The organism is Acidimicrobiales bacterium (genome assembly GCA_035547835.1).
Taxonomy (GTDB): Bacteria; Actinomycetota; Acidimicrobiia; order Acidimicrobiales; family Iamiaceae; genus DASZTW01.
Genome location: DASZTW010000002.1, coordinates 46,746 through 66,744 on the forward strand (window position 1 = coordinate 46,746; position 19,999 = coordinate 66,744).

General features: G+C 70.0%; 19 protein-coding genes and 1 tRNA gene. 19 read left to right on the forward strand and 1 reads right to left on the reverse strand.

Annotated elements, in window-relative coordinates; genetic code table 11:
* Positions 1 to 4 precede the first annotated feature (4 nt).
* The 5 genes from VHA73_01500 to VHA73_01520 all read left to right on the forward strand — a co-directional run bounded on the left by VHA73_01500 (position 5) and on the right by VHA73_01520 (position 5,700).
* A complete protein-coding gene (locus VHA73_01500) occupies positions 5 to 1,438 on the forward strand; it encodes an MFS transporter (protein HVX16681.1) in 1,434 nt (477 codons plus the stop codon).
* The gene (tmk, locus tag VHA73_01505) at positions 1,435 to 2,058 is read left to right on the forward strand and encodes a dTMP kinase (GenBank protein HVX16682.1); all 624 of its coding nucleotides are present in this window, start codon (positions 1,435 to 1,437) and stop codon (positions 2,056 to 2,058) included. Before VHA73_01500 ends, tmk begins: the two co-directional genes overlap by 4 nt.
* Positions 2,059 to 2,176: 118 nt before the next feature.
* Positions 2,177 to 3,262 (forward strand): hypothetical protein, encoded by a 1,086-nt coding sequence (locus tag VHA73_01510; GenBank protein ID HVX16683.1) that lies wholly within the window; start codon positions 2,177 to 2,179, stop codon positions 3,260 to 3,262.
* Positions 3,263 to 3,386: 124 nt separating this feature from the next.
* Positions 3,387 to 4,562 carry an acyl-CoA dehydrogenase family protein gene (locus VHA73_01515; protein ID HVX16684.1) on the forward strand — a complete coding sequence of 392 codons (1,176 nt, stop codon included), beginning with the start codon at positions 3,387 to 3,389 and terminating at the stop codon, positions 4,560 to 4,562.
* Positions 4,563 to 4,578: 16 nt separating this feature from the next.
* Positions 4,579 to 5,700, forward strand: coding sequence for an acyl-CoA dehydrogenase family protein (locus VHA73_01520; protein HVX16685.1), 1,122 nt, complete (start codon positions 4,579 to 4,581; stop codon positions 5,698 to 5,700).
* Between the two features lie 87 nt (positions 5,701 to 5,787).
* Here the strand turns inward: VHA73_01520 and VHA73_01525 are convergent.
* A tRNA-Thr gene (locus VHA73_01525) sits at positions 5,788 to 5,860 on the reverse strand.
* A 110-nt stretch (positions 5,861 to 5,970) separates the two neighbouring features.
* On the opposite strand from VHA73_01525, the gene VHA73_01530 reads away from it, so the two are divergent.
* The 14 genes from VHA73_01530 to folP all read left to right on the forward strand — a co-directional run bounded on the left by VHA73_01530 (position 5,971) and on the right by folP (position 19,995).
* Positions 5,971 to 6,174 carry a hypothetical protein gene (locus VHA73_01530; protein ID HVX16686.1) on the forward strand — a complete coding sequence of 68 codons (204 nt, stop codon included), beginning with the start codon at positions 5,971 to 5,973 and terminating at the stop codon, positions 6,172 to 6,174.
* Between the two features lie 61 nt (positions 6,175 to 6,235).
* On the forward strand, positions 6,236 to 6,838 hold the full coding sequence (locus tag VHA73_01535; protein ID HVX16687.1) for a sigma-70 family RNA polymerase sigma factor: 603 nt from the start codon (positions 6,236 to 6,238) through the stop codon (positions 6,836 to 6,838).
* Entirely contained in the window at positions 6,831 to 7,094 is a 264-nt protein-coding gene (rsrA, locus tag VHA73_01540) for a mycothiol system anti-sigma-R factor (GenBank protein ID HVX16688.1), read from the forward strand. The genes VHA73_01535 and rsrA overlap by 8 nt, the downstream gene beginning before the upstream one ends.
* A gap of 78 nt (positions 7,095 to 7,172) precedes the next feature.
* Positions 7,173 to 7,625: a hypothetical protein gene (locus VHA73_01545; protein HVX16689.1), complete on the forward strand. Its 453-nt coding sequence runs from the start codon at positions 7,173 to 7,175 to the stop codon at positions 7,623 to 7,625.
* Between the two features lie 4 nt (positions 7,626 to 7,629).
* Positions 7,630 to 11,259 (forward strand): hydantoinase/oxoprolinase family protein, encoded by a 3,630-nt coding sequence (locus VHA73_01550; protein ID HVX16690.1) that lies wholly within the window; start codon positions 7,630 to 7,632, stop codon positions 11,257 to 11,259.
* 32 nt (positions 11,260 to 11,291) lie between these two features.
* Positions 11,292 to 11,741, forward strand: coding sequence for a hypothetical protein (locus VHA73_01555; GenBank protein HVX16691.1), 450 nt, complete (start codon positions 11,292 to 11,294; stop codon positions 11,739 to 11,741).
* A gap of 168 nt (positions 11,742 to 11,909) precedes the next feature.
* Positions 11,910 to 13,373, forward strand: coding sequence for a multicopper oxidase domain-containing protein (locus VHA73_01560; GenBank protein HVX16692.1), 1,464 nt, complete (start codon positions 11,910 to 11,912; stop codon positions 13,371 to 13,373).
* A gap of 65 nt (positions 13,374 to 13,438) precedes the next feature.
* On the forward strand, positions 13,439 to 13,609 hold the full coding sequence (locus tag VHA73_01565) for a hypothetical protein (protein HVX16693.1): 171 nt from the start codon (positions 13,439 to 13,441) through the stop codon (positions 13,607 to 13,609).
* 12 nt (positions 13,610 to 13,621) lie between these two features.
* Entirely contained in the window at positions 13,622 to 14,692 is a 1,071-nt protein-coding gene (locus VHA73_01570) for a zinc-dependent metalloprotease (GenBank protein HVX16694.1), read from the forward strand.
* A gap of 18 nt (positions 14,693 to 14,710) precedes the next feature.
* Complete coding sequence (tilS, locus tag VHA73_01575) at positions 14,711 to 15,634, forward strand: tRNA lysidine(34) synthetase TilS (protein ID HVX16695.1); 924 nt, start codon at positions 14,711 to 14,713, stop codon at positions 15,632 to 15,634.
* Positions 15,635 to 15,733: 99 nt separating this feature from the next.
* Positions 15,734 to 16,282 carry a hypoxanthine phosphoribosyltransferase gene (hpt, locus tag VHA73_01580; GenBank protein HVX16696.1) on the forward strand — a complete coding sequence of 183 codons (549 nt, stop codon included), beginning with the start codon at positions 15,734 to 15,736 and terminating at the stop codon, positions 16,280 to 16,282.
* Positions 16,283 to 16,387: 105 nt separating this feature from the next.
* On the forward strand, positions 16,388 to 18,379 hold the full coding sequence (gene ftsH, locus VHA73_01585; GenBank protein ID HVX16697.1) for an ATP-dependent zinc metalloprotease FtsH: 1,992 nt from the start codon (positions 16,388 to 16,390) through the stop codon (positions 18,377 to 18,379).
* A 6-nt stretch (positions 18,380 to 18,385) separates the two neighbouring features.
* On the forward strand, positions 18,386 to 19,027 hold the full coding sequence (gene folE / locus VHA73_01590; GenBank protein HVX16698.1) for a GTP cyclohydrolase I FolE: 642 nt from the start codon (positions 18,386 to 18,388) through the stop codon (positions 19,025 to 19,027).
* A 125-nt stretch (positions 19,028 to 19,152) separates the two neighbouring features.
* The gene (gene folP / locus VHA73_01595) at positions 19,153 to 19,995 is read left to right on the forward strand and encodes a dihydropteroate synthase (protein HVX16699.1); all 843 of its coding nucleotides are present in this window, start codon (positions 19,153 to 19,155) and stop codon (positions 19,993 to 19,995) included.
* Positions 19,996 to 19,999 lie beyond the last annotated feature (4 nt).

A 19,999-nucleotide genomic window follows, 5' to 3' on the forward strand; every position in this document is an offset into this window, starting at 1 on the left:
TCGTGTGCCCGACTCCACCGTCGATCAGGTGAGCGGCACCGTCACGTCCGCGCCGTCGACGCGATTCCAGCGGATCTTCTGCAACCAGCAGTTCTTCAAGCTGTGGTTGGCCCAGGTGGCGTCGGCCACCGGTGACTGGATCGGGTTTCTCGCCATCGCCGCGCTGGCCGCCCGGATCGGCGCCGGCAACGCCGGTCAGGCCGTCGGTGTGGTCATGATCGCCCGCGTGGCGCCGGGGTTCTTCCTGGCCTCGTTGGGCGGTGTGCTGGTCGACCGCTGGGACCGCAAGAAGGTCATGGTCGTGTGCGACATCGGTCGTGCCGCCACCCTGGCGCTGCTGCCGTTCATCCACACGGTGTGGGGACTGGTCCTCGCGTCACTGGTCATGGAGTGCTTCACGCTGATGTGGTCGCCGGCCAAAGAGGCGTCGGTGCCCAACTTGGTGCCCGACGAGTTCCTCACCAACGCCAACTCGCTGTCGCTCGCGGCGGCATACGGCACGTTTCCGGTGGGCGCCGGTCTGTTCGCCTTGCTGGCGAAAGTGGCGGAGTGGCTGTCGTCGGTGCCGGGCCTCGAGAGCCTCAAGCTCAACCAGGAAGCCACGGGCTTCTACTTCGACATGCTGACGTTCCTGATCTCCGCGCTGCTGATCAGTCGGCTGGTCCTCCCGCACCTGACCCGGCGCGCGTCCGAGAACGGTGACACCAAGCGCATCGACTGGGCGCAGGCGTACCACGAGATCAAGGAAGGCTGGGGTTACATCTTCCAGACGCCGCTGATCTCCGCGGTGCTGCTCGGCCTGTGTACGGCCCTGCTCGGTGGTGGGATGGTCGTGCCGATCGGGCCGCTGTTCTCACGTGACGTCACAGGGTCGGGCGCCGCCGGCTTCGGTGTGCTCACCGTCGGGCTCGGCTGCGGGGTGGCCGCGGGGGTGGCGGCGCTGTCGGTGGTCCAAAACCGCGTGAATCGGGTGCGGACGTTCGAGCTGTCACTCGGCGCGGGTGGCGTTGCCTTGATCGTGGCAGCCTCGATGTCGTCGCTCACGCTCGCCACCATCGGCATCGCGGCCGTGGGCATCTGCGCGGGTGGCGTGTACGTCATCGGCTTCACGCTGTTGCAGGAGAACACCACCAACGACCTGCGCGGCCGGATCTTCTCCGCGGTCTACACGCTGGTGCGGCTGAGCATCCTGGTGTCCTTCGCGGTGGCCGGGTTCCTGGCCGACGGGCTCGGGTCGCTGTCGGACCACCTCGTGCATGGGAAGGTCGGCGTCAAACAGGCCCATTACTCGCTCCAAGGGGCGCGGTTGGCGCTGTGGTTCGCCGGCCTGCTCGTGCTCGGCGGCTTCGCGGGGGTGGTCAAGGCGATGCGGCGGGCGCGGCGTGCCGGATCGGAGCGTGGCCCCGGCTCCGCGGTCGCCGACATGGACCCGGCGTGAGCAGGGCGGCGGGCGGCCGCGGGTGCTTCGTTGTCTTCGAGGGTGGTGAGGGCTCCGGCAAGTCGACCCAAGCCCGGCTGCTGGCCGGATCGATCGGCGGGTTGCTGACCCGCGAACCGGGTGGCACCACGGTGGGCGAGCGTCTGCGCGATGTGCTGCTCGACCCGGGCACCGGCTCGCTGCACCCCCGCACCGAAGTGCTCCTGATGGCGGCGGCGCGTGCTGAGCACGTCGCGACCGTGATCGAGCCCGCCCTCGCGGCTGGTCGCGACGTGGTGTGCGACCGGTTCTCTGGTTCGTCGGTGGCCTACCAAGGCCATGGCCGGGGGCTCTACCCGGTCGAGGTGGCTCGGGTGTCGGACTGGGCGGCCGGTGGGCTCGCACCCGATCTCGTGGTGCTGCTCGACTTGTCGGTCGAGGCTGCCGGGGCGCGGCTCAGCAGGGAGCGCGACCGGTTCGAGCGCGCCGGCACCGACTTCCACGAGGCCGTGCGGGCGGGCTTCCTGGCCCAGGCCGCCGAAGCTCCCGAGCGGTGGTTGGTGCTCGACGCCGAGCGTGCCGTCGACGACCTCCACAACGCGATCCTCGCCGAGACCCGTCGTCGCTTCGGCCGCCCCTGACGCCCTCTCACCCCCTACGCCGTCTCACTCACTGCGGGTGTTGTCTGGTTGGGGCGTCGGGGCGGTCGATGGGGGGCCATGATGGTTCGGTGACCGACGCGCGACGTGTGACACGGTGATGCCGGACACGGCGGTGAGCGATGTGTGGGACGGCGTCGTGGGCCAAGCGCGAGCCGTGGGGCTGTTGCAGCGGGCGTCGGCGGAGCCCTCGCACGCGTACCTGTTCGTGGGCCCGTCGGGCAGCGGCAAGCGGGCTGCGCTGCGGGCGTTCGCGGCCGAGGTCCTGGTCCGCGCGGCACCGCCCGGTGCCGACCCCGAACGCGTTCGCCGTCTGGCGTTGGCAGAGCAGCACCCCGACTTCGTTGTGGTCGACCCGGAGGGCACCCAGTTCCGCGGCGGCCGGGCACCCGGCGGGGAGAGCGAAGGGGTGCGGTTCCAGCGCGAAGCCTGGCGTTCGCCGGTTGAGGGCACGCGCAAGGTCCTGGCGGCCACGGGATTCGAGACCGCCAATCCTGCGGCGATCGGGTCACTGTTGAAGACGCTGGAGGAGCCGCCCGACACCGCGGTGCTGGTGGTGCTCGCCACGACCGTGCTGCCCGAGCAGGTGACGATCGCGTCGCGTTGCGTGCGGGTGGACTTCCAGCCCGTTCCGCCCACCGCGATCGAGGACCGGCTGCGGGCGGAAGGCGTGGCCGCCGACGTGGCAGCCCAAGCTGCCGACCTGGCAGCAGGTGACCTCAGCCGCGCCCGCCTGCTCGCCACCGACGAACGTCTGGGCCTGCGCGCCGCCGCATGGCAGGCGGTGCCCCGGCAGCTCGACGGCAGGGGGGCCACGGTCGCCCGGTTGGTGGCCGACCTGCGCGCCATGATCGACGACGCGCAGGCTTCCCTCGACGACCGGCAGGCTGCCGAGGTCGCCGACGTCAACCAGCGCATCGAGCAGTACGGCCAGCGCGGGTCGGGCGCCAAGGAGCTCGAGACGTTGCATCGCCGGGAGCGACGCGCGCTGCGAACCGACGAGCTGCTGCTCGGCATCGCCACCTTGTCGCGGGTGTATCGCGACGAGCTGGCGGTGTCGTCGCGTCCGAGCGAGCTGCTCGACGGTCTGGCCGCGCTGCACGCCGCGGCCGAGGCGTTGGTTCGCAACCCGAACGAGGAGCTGTTGCTGCAGGCGCTTCTCCTGCGGCTGCCGTCGCTGGTGTGAGCCGGTGGCCGGCGCGGCGGATGCTCGGCCAGCGGGGCGAACGGCCGCCGGGGCGGACCTGGCTGGACCCGTGACCCGGTCGAAACTGTAACGTGTTCTCGTTTGACGACCGTGGGGGACGAGGATGCGGATCGCGTACTCGGAAGCGCAGGAGCAGCTGCGCTCGGAGCTTCGTGCGTACTACGACAAGTTGCTGACACCCGAGCTCCAGGAGGAGCTCGCCCACGCGGGCGGCATCGGCCCGGTCATGCGCGACGTCGTGCGACAGATGGGTCGTGACGGCTGGCTCGGCGTCGGCTGGCCCACCGAGTACGGCGGCCGGGGCTTCTCCGCGATCGAGCAGTTCGTGTTCTTCGACGAGTCGATGCGCGCCGGCGCGCCGGTGCCGATGCTCACCATCAACACCGTCGGTCCGACCATCATGAACTTCGGCACCGACGAGCAAAAGGCGTTCTTCTTGCCCAAGATCGTGGCGGGAGAGATCCACTTCTGCATCGGCTACACCGAGCCCGGCGCCGGCACCGACCTCGCGGCGTTGCGCACCAGAGCCGAGCGCGACGGTGACGAGTACGTGATCAACGGCCAGAAGATGTTCACGTCGTTGGCCAGCGACGCCGATTACTGCTGGCTCGCCGTACGCACCAACCAGGAGGCCAAGAAGCACAAGGGCATCTCGATGATCATCGTGCCGATGGACACTCCCGGCATCGAGATCCAAGAGATGCACCTGCTGAGCGAGCACAACATCGCGCAGGTCTTCTACAACGACGTGCACGTACCCGCCGCCAACGTGGTGGGCGGCGAGAACAACGGCTGGACGCTCATCACGAACCAGCTCAACCACGAGCGCGTCACGTTGTGCTCGCCCGGCATCATCGAGCGCCAGCTCACCGAAGTGCGTCGCTGGGCGCAGGACAACAAGCTCGCCGACGGCCGCCGGGTGGTCGACCAGGAATGGGTGCAGCTCAACCTCGCGCGGGTGCACGCGCGGCTCGAGTTCCTGCGGCTCATCAACTGGAAAGTGGCGTGGCACGCCACACAGGGCTCGCTCGATGTCGCCGACGCCAGCACCATCAAGGTGTTCGGCACCGAGTTCTACTTGGAGGCCTTCCGGCTCCTCATGGAGATCATCGGGCCACGCGCGTACCTGCAGGACACCGCGCCGGGCGCAGTGCTGCGCTCACGCCTCGAAAACCTCTACCGCAGCCTGCTGATCCTCACGTTCGGCGGCGGGACCAACGAGATCCAGCGCGACCTCATCACCGTGTTCGGCCTCGGCATGCCGCTGTCGGCCCGCTGAGCGCTTCGGAGGACCCATGGACTTCTCACTCGACGAACAACAGACCGCGGTCCGCGACTTGGCGTCGCAGATCCTCGAGGAGCGCTCCACGCCGGAGCACCTCCGCGAGGTCGAGGCCACCGACGACCGCGTCGACCGTGACACCTGGGGCGCGCTGGCCGAGGCCGGCCTGCTCGGCGTGGCCCTGCCCGAGCAGGCCGGGGGCGCAGGGCTCGACTTCGTGTCCGCGTACCTGATCTGCGACCAGATCGGCCGCACCACGGCAGCCGTCCCGTACTTGGCGAGCATCGTGATGGGCGCGCTGCCGATCGCAGAGTTCGGCACCGACGCGCAGCGCCAAGGGCTGCTGCCTGGCGCCATCGACGGTTCCTCGATCCTCACGGCTGCGCTCGTCGAGCCTGGGGCCCCACCCGAGGCCCCGATGATGGCGGCCCGGCCCGACGGCGAAGGCTGGGCGTTGTCGGGCACCAAGATCTGCGTGCCCGCGGGCATGGTCGCGGCGCACGCCCTCGTGCCGGCCGCGCACGACGACGGCACCGTCAGCGTGTTCGTCGTCGACTTGGCGGCGAACGGCGTGGAACGGCTCGCGCAGACGGCCACCGACCTGTCGATCGAGGCCGAGCTCACCTTCTCGTCGGTCGCCGTGGGCGCCGCCGACGTCCTTGGCGGGGTCGCCAAGGGCGCCGATCTCGTGCGCTGGCTCGTCGAGCGCGCCACGGTCGCGGCGTGCGGAGAGCTGGCCGGCGTGTGCGAGTCCGCGCTGCGCCAGACGGCCGAGTACACCAAGACCCGCGAGCAGTTCGGCCGCCAGATCGCCACGTTTCAGGCGGTCGGCCAACGCGTGGCCGACGCGTACGTCGACACCGAGGCCGTCCGCCTCACGGGCCTGCAGGCCGCGTGGCGGCTGGCCGCGGGGGTGCCGGCGGAAGCCGAGGTGGCCATCGCCAAGTTCTGGGCGGCCGAGGGGGGCCAGCGGGTGGTCCACGCCAGCCAGCACGTCCACGGAGGTATCGGCGTCGACCGCGACTATCCGGTGCACCGCACGTTCCTGTGGGCCAAACACCTCGAGCTCATGCTCGGCAGCGCCACCCCACAGCTCGTGGCCCTCGGCCGGATCCTCGCGGACACCCCGGCTTGAACCGGCCGGCTGGCCGGGTCGCGGCGCGAGCGGCGAGGTGGTGCGGCAGCGTCGCAGCGACGGAGCCCGCTGGTCATCGCCTTCCAGAGCCCGAGTGGGGAATCGAACCCCAGACCTATTCATTACGAGTGAATCGCTCTGCCGACTGAGCTACTCGGGCAGGCCGGACAACCTAGCAGTCGCCCGTGGCGACTCCGGCAGCTCGTTCCCGTCCCAGGGACGTGCCAGCCGCGAGACTGGGTCCGCCCGCTGCACGAGGAGGAACCGTCGATGGCTGGTTGGGGCGACGACCCGACGCTCGAGGAGCTGCGCCGGCTGGTGTACGAGGAAGGCTGGGCTCCAACCCGGGTCGAGGAACGGCGCGATGCCGACACGGTGTGGCTCGCCAAGGGCGACGAGACCCGGGAACTGTCGTCAGACCACATCGCGTTCCACCGCTTCGTCGAGGGTCTGCGCGAGGACTTCAACTTGTAGGCACACGGCCGGCTGGCGACGCGAAGGGGGAGGCGCCGGAGGGCCGCGTACACTTCGGTCGATGGCAGACCAGGCCACGTTCGCCGAGCAGGCCGTGCCCTACATGGACGGGCTGTTCGGCGCGGCCATGCGCATGACCCGCAACCGGGCCGACGCCGAAGATCTCGTCCAGGACGCGTACCTGCGTGCCTACCGGGGTTTCGGCGGGTTCGAGCAGGGCACGAACTTGAAGGCGTGGTTGTACCGGATCCTCACCAACACCTTCATCAACAGCTACCGGGCCAAGCAACGTCGCCCCGACGAGTCCGATCTCGACGAGGTGGAGGACCTGTACTTGTACCGACGTCTCGGTGGTCTGGAGGCTGCTCGAGCCTCGCGGAGTGCCGAGGACGAGCTCATGGACTGGTTCAGCGAGGCCGAGGTCAAGCAGGCGGTCGAGCACCTTCCGGAGAACTACCGCATGGCCGTCCTGCTGGCCGACGTGGAGGGCTTCTCCTACAAGGAGATCGCCGAGATCCTCGACATCCCGATCGGAACGGTCATGAGCCGCTTGCACCGAGGAAGAAAAGCGCTCGAGAAGCAGTTGTACGGATACGCCGTCACCCACGGCCTCGCCGACCGCAGCGAGCCCACCCCCGACGCCAGCGAACGAACCCATGTCTGACTGCGACGACGCCCTGCACGAGCTCTACACCTTCCTCGACGGTGAGCTCACCGACGAGAAGCGGGCGCGGATCTCCCGCCACATCGACGACTGCGGGAGTTGTCTCGAAGTGTTCGACTTCCAAGTCGAGTTGCGCGCGGTGGTGCAACGGCGTTGCCAGGAGCAGGTCCCCGAAGCGTTGAAGGCGCGGATCGCCGCAGCCCTTCGCGAGACCGAGGCCGGCGCGTCAGGCGGCGCGGGGACCGCCCCGATCTGACGGTTCGGACCGTTCCCTCCGCAGGGAGGGGACCTGGGCGGCTGGCATTAGGGATGCCTAACGTCCTACGCTCCGGCCATGGCATCTTCGTCTCCGATCCGGCGCCGTCGCAGCGGCGCGTGGTGGTTCGTCGCGGTCTTGGCGATGGCGTTCGCGCTGGTCGCCGGCGCCTGCAGCAGCTCCAAGTCCTCGAGCTCGTCGACCACCGTGCCACCCGAGTCGATCAAGGTCCCCATGGCACAAGTGCGGGCCGACTTGCCGAAGCTGGTCGCCAAGGGCAACGCCGTTGCGGCCGCCGCGGACAGCGGTGACTTCGAGACGGCGAAGCAGGAGGCGGACGGCATCGAGTCGATCTGGAACAAGATCGAGGGTCGGATCAAGGCCGAGGACCCCGACTCGTACATCGCGTTCGAGGATGCGCAGGCCAAGATCACCAACGGGGTGGCCGACAAGAAGGTCGCCGACGTGAAGGCCGGGGCCGAGGCACAAGCGACGCAGGCCACCGAGTTCCTCCAGCACCACACGTCGTGATCTGGTGACCGCCGGCCCCCCTGCACGCATGGAGCGGTCACCGTCGTGGCCGGCGCGCGTCGCCCTCGCGGCTTGCATCGCCGCACTGATCCTGGGTGGGCTGCTCGGCCCGGGCGCGCGCGGTGCGACGGCCGCGAGCGCGACACCCGCGACACCCGACGCGATCGCGACAGGCGCCGGGCAGGCGCAGGGTGCCGGGTCGGTCAGCAAGGACGACGCGATCAAAGCGCTGCGCAAGGTGCGGGTCTCGATCGATCAGACGCTGGACCTGCTCGACCACGGCAAGCGCAAGGAAGCGTTCCGCGTGTCCAAGGCGGGCTACCTCGATCACTTCGAGATCGTCGAGATCCCACTGGTCATCGTCGACGCGAACCTCAAGCTCGAGGCCGAGGCCCAGTTCGCCGAGATCCGCAATGCGATCAGCGACAACGAATCGACCGCCTCGATCCGCAAGAAGATCGTCACCCTTCGCGGCACCATCAACGACGCCGAGCGACGGCTCACGTCGCAGGGCGCGGCGCCGCTGCTGGTGTTCGGTCAGGCGTTCACCGTGCTGTTGCGCGAGGGGCTCGAAGCCGTCCTGTTGCTGTCGGTGCTGCTCGGCTACCTGGAATCCACCAAGAACGGCCGATTCAAGCGCCCGATCCTCGTCGGCGTGGCCCTCGCGGTCGTGGCGTCGATCGGCACGTTCCTCGCCATCGACGCCATCTTCTCGGTGCTGCCGTTCGGGCGTGAGGTGTTCGAGGCCATCGTCGGGATTCTCGCGGTGGCCGTGCTCTTCTATGTGTCGTTCTGGCTGGTGGCGCGTCTCGAGCAGCGGCGCTGGCTCGAGTTCCTGAAGGGCAAGGTCTGGACCGCGGTCTCCGCGGGGTCGGCCGCGTCACTGATGGCGATCGGGTTCACGTCGGTGTACCGCGAGGGCTTCGAGATGGCCCTGTTCTTCCAGGCCATCGCGTCGTTCGGCACCGGCATGGGGCACTGGGTGCTGGCGGGTTCGCTGGCCGGTGCCGCAGTGCTCGGCGCGATCAGCTTCGCCATCTTCCGGTACGGCAAGAAGCTGCCGATCCGCACGTTCCTCGCGATCGCGGTGATCGTGGTCATGGCGACGTCGGTCGCGATCCTCGGCAACGCGCTGTACGCGTTGCAGGAGTCGGCCACGATCGAGATGCGGCGTCTCCACGGTTGGCCGCAGCTGCCCATCTACTTCTCGCAGGCCGTCGGCTACTACCCGACGGTTGCGAGTGTGGTGGGTCAGATCGCGCTGACCGCGGTGTACCTGCTCGGTGGCCTCTACACGTTCGTCATCCGACCGATGCGTCGCCGTCGGGCCGAAGCCCACGCCGACGCGCATCGGCCCGACGCGCCGCCCGAGCCCGCCGTGGTGGGCAGCGTGGAGGCCGAGGACGGCCCCGCCGGCGCGGCGTTGGGCAGCGGGGCGGGTGTCAACGGCTCGCCCGCTACGTTGCCTGTCGGCGTCGAGGCCGTGCGCGCCTCGAACGGCGTGGCCACCAACGGTCGCCCCCACCGGCGGACCACCCCCGGAGGGATCCGCGTCGGTGTCGATGTCGGCGGCACGTTCACCAAAGCCGTGGCGTTCGACTTGGCGGCCCGCGAAGTGGTGGCGCGGGCGGTGGTGCCCACCACGCACGACGCGGCGGAGGGGCCTGCAGCCGGCGTGGTGCGGGTCGTGCACGAAGTGGCCGACGCGGTGGGCGTCGAGCGAGTCGACCTGGTGACGCACTCGACCACGCAAGCCGTCAACGCGCTGCTCGAGGGCGATGTCGAGACCGTGGGTGTGCTCGGCATGGGCCGCGAGCCCGACTTGCGCAAAGCCCGGCGTCGCACCCGCCTCGACCACGTCGAGCTGTCGCCGGGCAAGCGCCTCCACGTCGTGCCGCAGTTCCTCGACATCACCGAGGGCCTCACCTGTGACGCGCTGGCCGGCGCGCTCGACCGGATGCAGTCCGGCGGCGCCACGGCCGTGTGCGTCGCGGAAGCCTTTGCCCCCGAGGGCGGGCTCGACGAGCAGCGCGCGGTCGCGGCCGCCCGCGAGCGCGGCTTGCCGACTTGTGGATCGTCGGAGATGACCGGGCTGTACGGGTTGGAGCTGCGGGCCGTCACGGCGGCGCTGAACGCGTCGATCTTGCCGATCGCGGTGCGCACCGACGAGTTCGTCGAGCGAGGTGTGGCCGAGGCGGGGATCGACGCGCCGGTGATGGTGATGCGAGGTGACGGCGGAGCCACCGACCCCGAAGGGTTCCGGCGAGAGCCGGCACGAACGTTGTACTCCGGCCCGGCCGCGTCGGTGGCCGGCGTCTTGCGTTTCACCCAGATCAAAGACGGCGTGGTGATCGAAGTCGGTGGTACCTCCACCAACGTGGCGGCGATCAAGGCCGGCAAGCCGGCGCTGTCGTACGTGCAAGTCGCCAGCCACGCCACCGCAGTCCGAGCGCTCGACGTCCGCGTGCTCGGCGTGGCGGGCGGCTCGATGCTGCGGGTTCGTCACGGCCACGTCTATGGCGTGGGTCCCCGCAGCGCGCACATCGCCGGGCTCCCGTACTGCTGCTATCTCGACGTCGCCGATCTCGAAGGCGCTCGGGCCGAGCTGATCGCCCCACGCAACGGCGATCCAGCCGACCACGTGGTGCTGCGTCTCGCCGACGGCCGGTCGGCCGCCGTCACCAACACGTGCGCGGCCGTGGCGCTGGGCGTGCCCGAGGCCGGCGACTACGCCGCGCTCGATGCGCACCCCGACGCTGCCCGGGCGGGGCTCGCCGCGGCCGGCGAACTGGTCGGCCTCGACGGCGACGAGGTTGCCAGGCGGATGCTCCAAGCATCGGCCGACGCGTTGTCGGAGCTGGTCGGCGCCGTGGTCGCCGAGTTCGAGCTCGAACGCCCGACCCTCGTCGCCGTGGGCGGCGGAGCCGGCGGGCTCGGGCGCTGGCTGGCTTCCACCCTGGGACTGGAGTGCATCGTGCCGACCGGCGCCGAGGTGATCTCGTCGATCGGCGACGCCCTGTCGCTGGTGCGCACCGAAGTGGAGCGCACGGTGGTGAGCCCGTCGGCGGCCGACAGCGATGCCGTCGCCGCCGAAGCCGAAGCAGCGGTGCTCGCCGCGGGTGCCAGCGCCGACTCGGTCGACGTGCGAGTGGAGTTCGAGGCGGAGCGGTCCACGTTGCGCGCGATCGCGACAGGTGCGGTCGGTCTCGAGGCCGGAGCGCTGCCCGGCCGCCCTCCCATCGACGCCGACCAGGCTGCTGCGATCGCCGGCGAGTCGGGTCTGCCGGCACCGGTGCCCGCTGGTTCGTTCTGGGTGGCCGGCGGCGCCAACGGAACGACCGGGCGAAGGCGCCGCAACCGCTTCGGCGATGTCGTGGTCCTCGACCGCTTCGGTGACCGCCTCGCGGGCGGGCCGGGCGGTGCGGTGTCCGGCGGCGACCAGGCTGCGGTCGAGAAGGTCGCCGCGCTCGTCGATGCGTGCACGAAGCGGGTGGGGCCGATGACGGTGGCTCCCTCGGTGTGGCTGGTGGGTGGCACCCGGATGATCGGGGTGGCCGGCCGTGAAGTCGACGAAGCGGTCCGTCGCTTGGCCGACGATCCCGACCCCTCGATGGTCGTCGTCATCCGCGACTGATCATCCGATCCGCAGACCCCAAGGAGATCCAAGTGGCGCTGTACATCCCTGCGGCCAAGCGACGCCGGCGACTGATCCTCCTGATCGGCGCGGGCGTGGTGGTGGGGTTGCTCGTCGGCGTGCTCGTCGGTCGGCTGACCGCACCTGGGCTGAGCGACGGCATCCATGCCGCGCAGTCACGGGCGCAGCGGACGACGGGTCTCCTCGAGAGCCTTCCGACCGAGTACGAGGCCACCCAGCAGGGCGCGCAGGGCAAGTCCGCGGCGACGTTCCGCCAGTCGCTCGACCAGCTCGACGCCGACCTCGAAGCCGCCATCGCCAAGGCGAAGTGGCTGGGGCCATCGGCCCGCAAGCGGCTGCGGGCCGCGGTGGCCACCGTGCGATCTGCCGACGAGGACGGGGTGCCGAGCTCCGTGTTCCAACGCACGGTCGCCGATGCCGCCAAGGTCGTCGCGGACGAGTTCGACCTGGCCAACCCCTGATCGTGGCCTCCGCGATGGCCCTCGGGATGTGACCAACGGCGCCGTCGGATAGGGACCTTCGGCCCGTTCGGTCGCGCGGCAGATCGTCGATGGTGATGGTGCACGGCCGAGTGCCGTGGGCCGGAGGTCGTCTCCGGTCACGTTGCAGGCGACAAAGAGGTCCCCGCGATGAACGCTCCGTCATCACACGACACCGGCGGTGTGCCCACCGTTGACGCCGAACCGGCAGCCGCACCGGCGCTGCGGCGCGACAAGTTCTTGATGCTGTGCGCACTGAGCGCATTGGGGGCGATGCTCGTCTCGATCGCCGCCGTCGGCGTCGCCATCACGACGAAGTCGAGCGCGGGCAGCCGGGTCGCGACCGCGGCGCCCCAGACCGTCGAGGTGGAGCTCGGCGACTTCTACATCAAGCCCGCCAAGCTCGACGTCGCGGCCGGCACGCCGGTCACGTTCAAAGTGACCAACCACGGCAAGATGACGCACGACTTCGTGGTCAGCGGCCACAAGACCTCGATGTTGCAGCCGGGCAAGTCGGGCACCGTCACCGCCACGATCGACTCGGCGACCCAGGCGTACTGCTCGGTGCCCGGCCACCGCGCGGCCGGCATGACCATGGACATCACCACGGGCGGCGGCACAGCCGCGTCGGCAACCGCATCTGACGCGAGCTCGACCGCGATGGACCACTCGATGATGAACAGCGCCAGCTCCGGATCCACGAGCGGAAGCGGGACCGACGCCACCATCGACCCCAATGCCCAGCCGGCCTCGTCGTGGAAGCCGCGTGACGCCACGCTGGCGCCCGCCCCAGGTGGCACCGTCCACGACGTCACCTTCCACGCCACCGAGAAGGTCATGGAGGTTGCTCCGGGCGTCTCCCAGCAGATGTGGACCTTCAACGACCAGGTCCCCGGCCCGGTGCTGCGCGGCAAGGTCGGCGACGTGTTCAACGTGACGCTCGTGAACGATGGCAAGGTCTCGCACAGCATCGACTTCCACGCCTCACAGACGGCGATGGATCGCAACATGCGCACGCTCGCCCCCGGCCAGCGGCTCACGTACACGTTCCGCGCCGGGCATTCCGGGATCTGGATGTACCACTGCGGAACCGCACCGGTCCTTCACCACATCGGCAACGGCATGTACGGCGCAGTGATCATCGACCCGCCCGACCTGCCCCGAGTCGACAAGGAGCTGCTGATGGTGCAATCGGAGCTGTACCTCGGCCCCGAGGGCCAGCCGGGCGACTACACCAAGATGCTCGACGGCAAGCCCGACGCCGTGGTGTTCAACGGCTACTACAACCAGTACAAGTTCGCTCCGATCCACGTCACCGCCGGCGAGCGGATCCGAGTCTGGGTGCTGAACGTGGGACCGAACGAGACCTCGTCGTTCCACATCGTCGGCACCATCTTCGACGGCGTGTACAAGGAAGGTGCGTGGCTCTTGCGGCCCGGCGTCTCGACGGGTGGGTCCCAAGCCCTCGACCTCACCCCGGCGCAGGGTGGGTTCGTGGAGCTGACGATCCCTGAGGACGGGTCGTACGCCGCCGTGAGCCACAAGTTCAACGACGCCGCCCGCGGCGCCACCGGCGTGCTCCTCGCCGGGAACGGGACCCCCATGGCGCACTGATCGCCCGCGGGGGTCGGTTGGCGCCGACTACCAGAAGCGGCGGGTGACCGGCGTAGGATGCGCTCATGGTCTTGGCAGGAGTGATCTGGACGTTTTGGATCGCCGCGGCGGTGGCGATCCTCGTGATCCTCACGCTCGTCGCTCTGGCCGCGGGTTACGCGGTCAAGGCCGTGTCGCTGAAGTACCCCCCAGGCGAAATCCAGCGCCGGGTGCAAGACGCACTCCGCCGTCGCTGAACAGAGCCCTCGGTGCCCGACGTCGTCGACTGGAAGTGGGCAGAGCGGGTCGCCGTCCGCACCGCTGGTCGTGACCCGTTCTCGGAGTCGTACCACTACGCCTCGCTGGGTCCTGACTTCGTCGAGCTGACCGCAGAGGCCGAGGGGAGGGTCGCCGACACCACGGGGCTGCACAGCCTTGCCGGCCCGGCGCGCGCGAGGGTGACCGACCGCCCTGGTTGGGTGCGCGCCAACCTGGCGTCGTTCCAGCGGATGCTGCGCCCGCTGACCGAACGGCTCGGATCGAAGATGACCGGACCGACCGCGCCGATCGCCCGTCGCGTCGCCGCGACGGAAGTCGGCCTGATGCTCGGCTGGATGTCGTCCCGGGTGCTCGGCCAGTACGACCTGTTGATCGTCGAGGACGAGCGCGTCGACGAACAAGACATCGTGTACTTCGTCGGCCCCAACGTGCTGGGGCTCGAGAAGCGATTCGGCTTCCCGCCTCGCGAGTTCCGCCTCTGGCTGGCTTTGCACGAGACCACGCACCGGGCGCAGTTCACCGGCATTCCCTGGATGCGCGAGCACTTCCTCGGCTTGGTCAGCACGGTCCTGGGTGCGGTCGAGCCCGACCCGAAGCGGTTCTTCGACGCCGTCGGCCGGGTGGCGTCGGAGCTGCGACAGGGCCGCAACCCGCTCGACGACGGCGGCCTCGCAGCGGTGTTCGCCAGTGACGAACAGCGCGTGGCGCTCGACCAGATGAGCGGTCTGATGAGCCTGCTCGAAGGACACGGCGACGTGACCATGGACCGAGCGGGCGCCGACCAGATCCCGAGCGCCGAGCGCTTCAACCGTGTGCTGCGTCAGCGGCGGCGCCAGTCGAACCCGGTCCTGCACCTGTTGCAGCGCCTGATCGGGCTGGAGGCCAAGCTCAAGCAGTACGAGCAAGGTGAGCGCTTCATCGAGCGCGTCGAGGGTGTCGGTGGCTCCGAGTTGCTGAATCGGGCCTGGGAGTCGCCGGCCATGCTGCCGGGCATCAGCGAGATCCGTGACCCTGACCGGTGGATCGGCAGGGTGCGGGGAACGTCTGCCCTCACGGCGTAAGGCTCGGGTCGTCCGCCGGTGGGCTTGCGCTCGGACCCCCTGCTCGACGCGCTGGTGGCCCGCTGCCGGTTTCCGGAGCCGGGCACCGCGGTCTCGTGCGCGGTGTCGGGTGGTCCCGATTCGCTGGCGCTGCTGGCGCTGGCGGTCCACCACGGTCTCGCCGTCACCGCCATCCACGTCGACCATGGCCTGCGCCCGGGATCGGCTGGCGAAGCCGAGGTGGTGGCCGCCGCCGCGAGCGAGGTCGGCGTCGCGTTCCGGTCCGAGGCGGTCCAGGTCGCGCCAGGTCCGAACTTGGAGGCGCGTGCGCGCGCTGCCCGCTACGCAGTGCTGCCCGCCGACGTCCTCACCGGTCACACCCTCGACGACCAGGCCGAGACGATGCTGTTGAACTTGCTGCGCGGGGCCGGGCCGGCCGGCATGGCCGGGATGGCTCCCGAGCGCCGCCCGCTGCTCGCAGTGCGACGTTCGGAGACGGCGAAGCTGTGCCACGTGCTCGGGTGGACGCCGGTCGACGACCCCTCGAACCGGGACCCGTCGATCTTGCGCAACCGGGTGCGCCACGAACTGCTGCCGCTGCTGGCCGACCTCGCGGGGCGCGACCCAGCGCCGGTCCTGGCCGGACAGGCAGGCGTGTTCCGTCAACTCGAGGACCTCGCCACGGCGCTCGCCGGCGAGCTGGACCCGACCGACGCCCGTGCGCTCGCCGCTGCCCCCACCCCGGTGGCCGCAGCGGCCCTGCGGTCGTGGCTCCGCGGGGCGGGGGGCGGGTATCCGCCGGACCGTGCGGCGCTCGAGCGCGTCCTGGCGGTGGCCCGGGGGTCCGTGCGGGCCACCGAACTGGCCGGCGGCTGGCGGGTGGCTCGCACCGGCCAGCGCTTGCGGATCGTTCCACCCCCTACGGCCGCCGACCGCGCCGGCAGGTCTCGCAGTGCTCGCTGAACGGGTGGTGTGCCAAGCTGCAGCCGCCCCGTTCGCCACGCTGGAGCGCGCCCCCATGTCCACACCTCTCGTCGTCGGCGCCCACGGCGGGGTGACGTCGTGATCGGGCGGGAGGACCCCCTGGTCGGGCAAGTGGTGGTCGACGCCGACCGGTTGCAGGAGCGCATCGCGGAGCTGGGCGTGCAGATCACCCGCGACTACGCCGAGCGCGAGCCGCTCCCGGTGCTCCTCGTGGGCGTGCTGAAAGGCGCGTTCATGTTCATGGCCGACCTCGTTCGCCACATCGACCTGCCGGTCGAGGTCGACTTCATGGCGGTCTCGTCGTATGGCTCGTCGACGCGGTCGAGCGGTGTCGTGCGGATCGTCAAGGACCTCGACGTCGACTTGTCGGACCGCCACGTGGTCCTGGTCGAGGACATCATCGACTCCGGCCTCACGTTGCAGTACCTGCGCAAGAACCTCGCGCATCGCAACCCGGCGAGCCTCGAGGTCTGCGCGTTGCTCGTGCGAGAAGGCCAGCAGAAGGGCGACCCCGACCTGGCGTACGTCGGCTTCGAGATCCCGCCCGCGTTCGTGGTCGGCTACGGGCTCGACGTCTCCCAGCAATACCGGAACCTGCCGTACATCGCCGAGTACGTCGGCGAGTGAGGCCGGGGCGGCCAGCGGCCGCGCGACCGGCTCGGCAGCAGGCGGTGCAAACCGTCGTCGTCGAGGTGTGGCGGCGTGTGGCGCGCAAGTAGCCTGGGCGACCTTGTGAGGAAGTTCATCCGCCCGGTCGTCGCGTCGGCCGCCGTCGCCATCATCGTCCTCGTCGCCATCAGCATGTTCGTGGGCGGGGGCTCCAAGCCGAAGAAGTACCGGCTCGACCAGTTCCTGACCAAGGTCGACCACGGCCAGGTGGCCGAAGCCACGTTGAAAGACGGCGACCGCTCGGTGTCCGGCAAGCTCCACGACGGCACCAAGTTCAAGACCTCGTACCCCGAGCGGTACACCTCACAGATCGTCGACCGGCTTCAACAGCACGACGTCGAGATCAAGGTCGACCATCAGCACACCCCGCTGTGGGAGTCGCTGCTGTTCAACCTCGGCCCCTTCGTGTTGATCCTCGGGGCGTTCTTCTACTTCGTGTCCGCGATGCAGGGCGGTGGGTCGAAGGTCATCTCGTTCGGCAAAGCCCGGGCCAAGCAGGTGTCCAAGGACGAACCGAAGGTCACGTTCGCGGATGTGGCCGGGGTCGAGGAAGCGGTCGAGGAGCTCCAGGAGATCAAGGACTTCCTCCAGCATCCCGCCAAGTTCCAGGCCATGGGGGCGAAGATCCCCAAGGGCGTGCTGCTGTACGGGCCGCCCGGCACCGGCAAGACCCTGCTCGCCCGGGCGGTCGCCGGCGAGGCTGGCGTGCCGTTCTTCTCCATCTCGGGGTCCGACTTCGTCGAGATGTTCGTCGGCGTGGGCGCGAGCCGGGTCCGCGACTTGTTCGAACAAGCCAAGGCGGCCGCGCCCGCCATCGTGTTCGTCGACGAGATCGATGCCGTCGGCCGTCACCGCGGGGCAGGTCTCGGTGGCGGGCACGACGAGCGTGAGCAGACCCTCAACCAGCTGCTCGTGGAGATGGACGGCTTCGATGTAAAGACCGGTGTGATCCTCATCGCCGCCACCAACCGGCCCGACATCTTGGACCCGGCGCTGTTGCGGCCGGGTCGCTTCGATCGCCAGATCGTGGTCGACCAGCCCGACTTGGAGGGTCGCCGGGCGATCCTCAACGTCCACGCCAAGGGCAAGCCGCTCGCGCCCGATGTCCACGTCGACGTCGTGGCGCGCCGCACCCCGGGATTCACCGGTGCCGACCTGGCCAACCTCATGAACGAGGCGGCGCTGCTGGCAGCGCGCCGCGACAAGTCCCTCGTCTCGATGGAGGAGATGGAGGACGCCATCGACCGCGTGATCGCGGGTCCGGAGCGCAAGACCAAGGTGCTCTCCGAACGCGAGCGCCGGGTGATCGCGTATCACGAGGGCGGCCACGCGCTGGTCGGTCACGTGCTGCCGGGCACCGACCCGATCCACAAGATCTCGATCGTGGCCCGCGGCCGCGCCCTGGGGTGGACGCTGGCGCTGCCCACCGAGGACAAGGTGCTGCGCACCCGCTCTGAGCTGCGCGATCAGCTCGCCATGATCCTCGGTGGTCGCACGGCGGAAGAGATGATCTTCGGCGACCCGACCACCGGCGCGTCCGATGACATCGAGCGGGCCACCAACTTGGCGCGGGCCATGGTCACCGAGTGGGGGATGAGCGATCACCTCGGACCGCAGCGGCTCGGCGACAAGAACGGTGAGGTGTTCCTCGGCCGCGACATGGGCCACCAGCCGAACTACTCCGATTCGGTGGCGGCGGACATCGACGCGGAGATCCGCCGGCTGATCGACGAGGGCCACGCCGAAGCTCGCGAGATCCTCGAGCTGCACCGTCCCACGCTCGACCGTCTCGCCGACGCGCTCGTCGAGCACGAGACGCTCGACCCGCCGGCGATCATGGAGCTGTTCGGCGGGCTCGACACGTGGAAGGGCAAGCCCACGCCGAACCGTCGGATCCGCAAGGCCACGGCGGGCGGCGGCACCGGGGCGAAGAGCGCGGCGGGATCGACGGGAGCGGGCAAAGGTGACACTGGAACCAATGGGTCGTCGGGGCGCGCGACTGGCAAGTCGTCGGGTCGCGGCCGCCGGCGCTCCACCGCCACGGACGACAGCTGACGCGCCATGACCGACCACACCACTTCCGATATCTCGACCAACGATCGGGCGGCTCGCCCCTCGGTCAAGCTCAACGGCCACCCAGCGCCAGATCAGGCGCGGATCGCCGCCGCGGTGCGTGAGATCCTCCTGGCGATCGGCGAGAACCCCGACCGCGACGGACTGGTGGACACGCCGGCCCGGGTGGCCCGCATGTACGCCGAGATCTTCAGCGGTCTGCGGGAGGCGCCCGAGCACCACCTCCAGGTCACGTTCGAGGCCGACCACGACGAGATGGTGATGGTGCGCGACATCGCCCTGTACTCGTGTTGCGAGCATCACCTGTTGCCCTGGATCGGCAAGGCGCACGTGGCGTACATCCCCAACGACGACGGCCGGGTCACGGGCCTGTCGAAGCTGGCCCGCCTCGTTGACGCCTACGCCCGCCGGCCGCAGGTGCAAGAGCGGCTGACCAGCCAGATCGCCGACGAGATCGACCGCACGCTGAGCCCCAAGGGCGTGATGGTGGTGGTCGAGGCCGAGCACCTGTGCATGTCGATGCGGGGTGTCCGCAAGCCGGGTGCCACCACTGTCACCTCGGCCGTACGGGGCCTGTTCCGCACCAACGTGTCGACCCGGCAAGAAGCGATGCGCTTCCTCCAGGCCTGACCCCCGAGCACCCCCCGACCCCCCCAGCACCCCCGAAACCCCATTGCGGGCACCTGGCCGTGCCCCCCAGGGCGCTTTCCGTGCCCAGAACGACGATTTGCATGCCCCTTGTAGCCTTGACCGCCGTGTCCCCCCTCGTCATGGGCGTGCTCAACGTCACGCCGGACTCGTTCTCCGACGGCGGCCAGTGGTTCGACGGCCCTGCCGCGATCGAGCACGGCCTGGCGATGGTCGCGGCCGGGGCTTCAGTGGTCGACGTCGGCGGCGAATCGACTCGTCCCGGCGCCGACCCGGTGGCCACGGTGGAGGAGCTGCGCCGGGTGCTGCCGGTCGTGGAGGCCCTTGCGCCGCACACGCGGGTGTCGATCGACACGATGAAGGTCGAGGTCGCCGAAGCGGCGGTCGAGGCGGGTGCCACGCTGGTCAACGACGTGTCCGGTTCGCTCGACTTGGCGCGGGTGGCCGCCCGCACGGGCGCGGGTTGGGTGTGCATGCACATGCAGGGCACCCCGCGGACCATGCAGCGTCAGCCGGAGTACACCGACGTGGTGGCCGAGGTCCGCGACTGGCTGACTGATCGGGCCGCGTCGGGCCGCGCCCTCGGCGTCGGCGAGGTGTGGATCGACCCGGGCATCGGGTTCGGCAAGACCCTCGATCACAATCTGGCGCTACTTGCCCACCTCGACCAGCTCATCGCCACCGGGTGGCCGGTGCTGGTGGGCACCAGCCGCAAGTCGTTCCTCGGCACGCTCGAGTCGCGGGCCGACGGCCACGATCGCCCGGCTCCGGTCGACGATCGGCTCGAAGGGTCGCTCGCATCGGCGGCTTGGGCTGCGATGCAAGGAGTGCACGCTGTCCGGGTCCACGACGTCGAACCCACGGCCGCCGCGCTTGCTGCGGTCGAGCGCGGCCGACGAGCATCGACCGCCGAAGTCGCCGGCGTCCCAACCGCAGGAGCCGCGACGTGAGCAT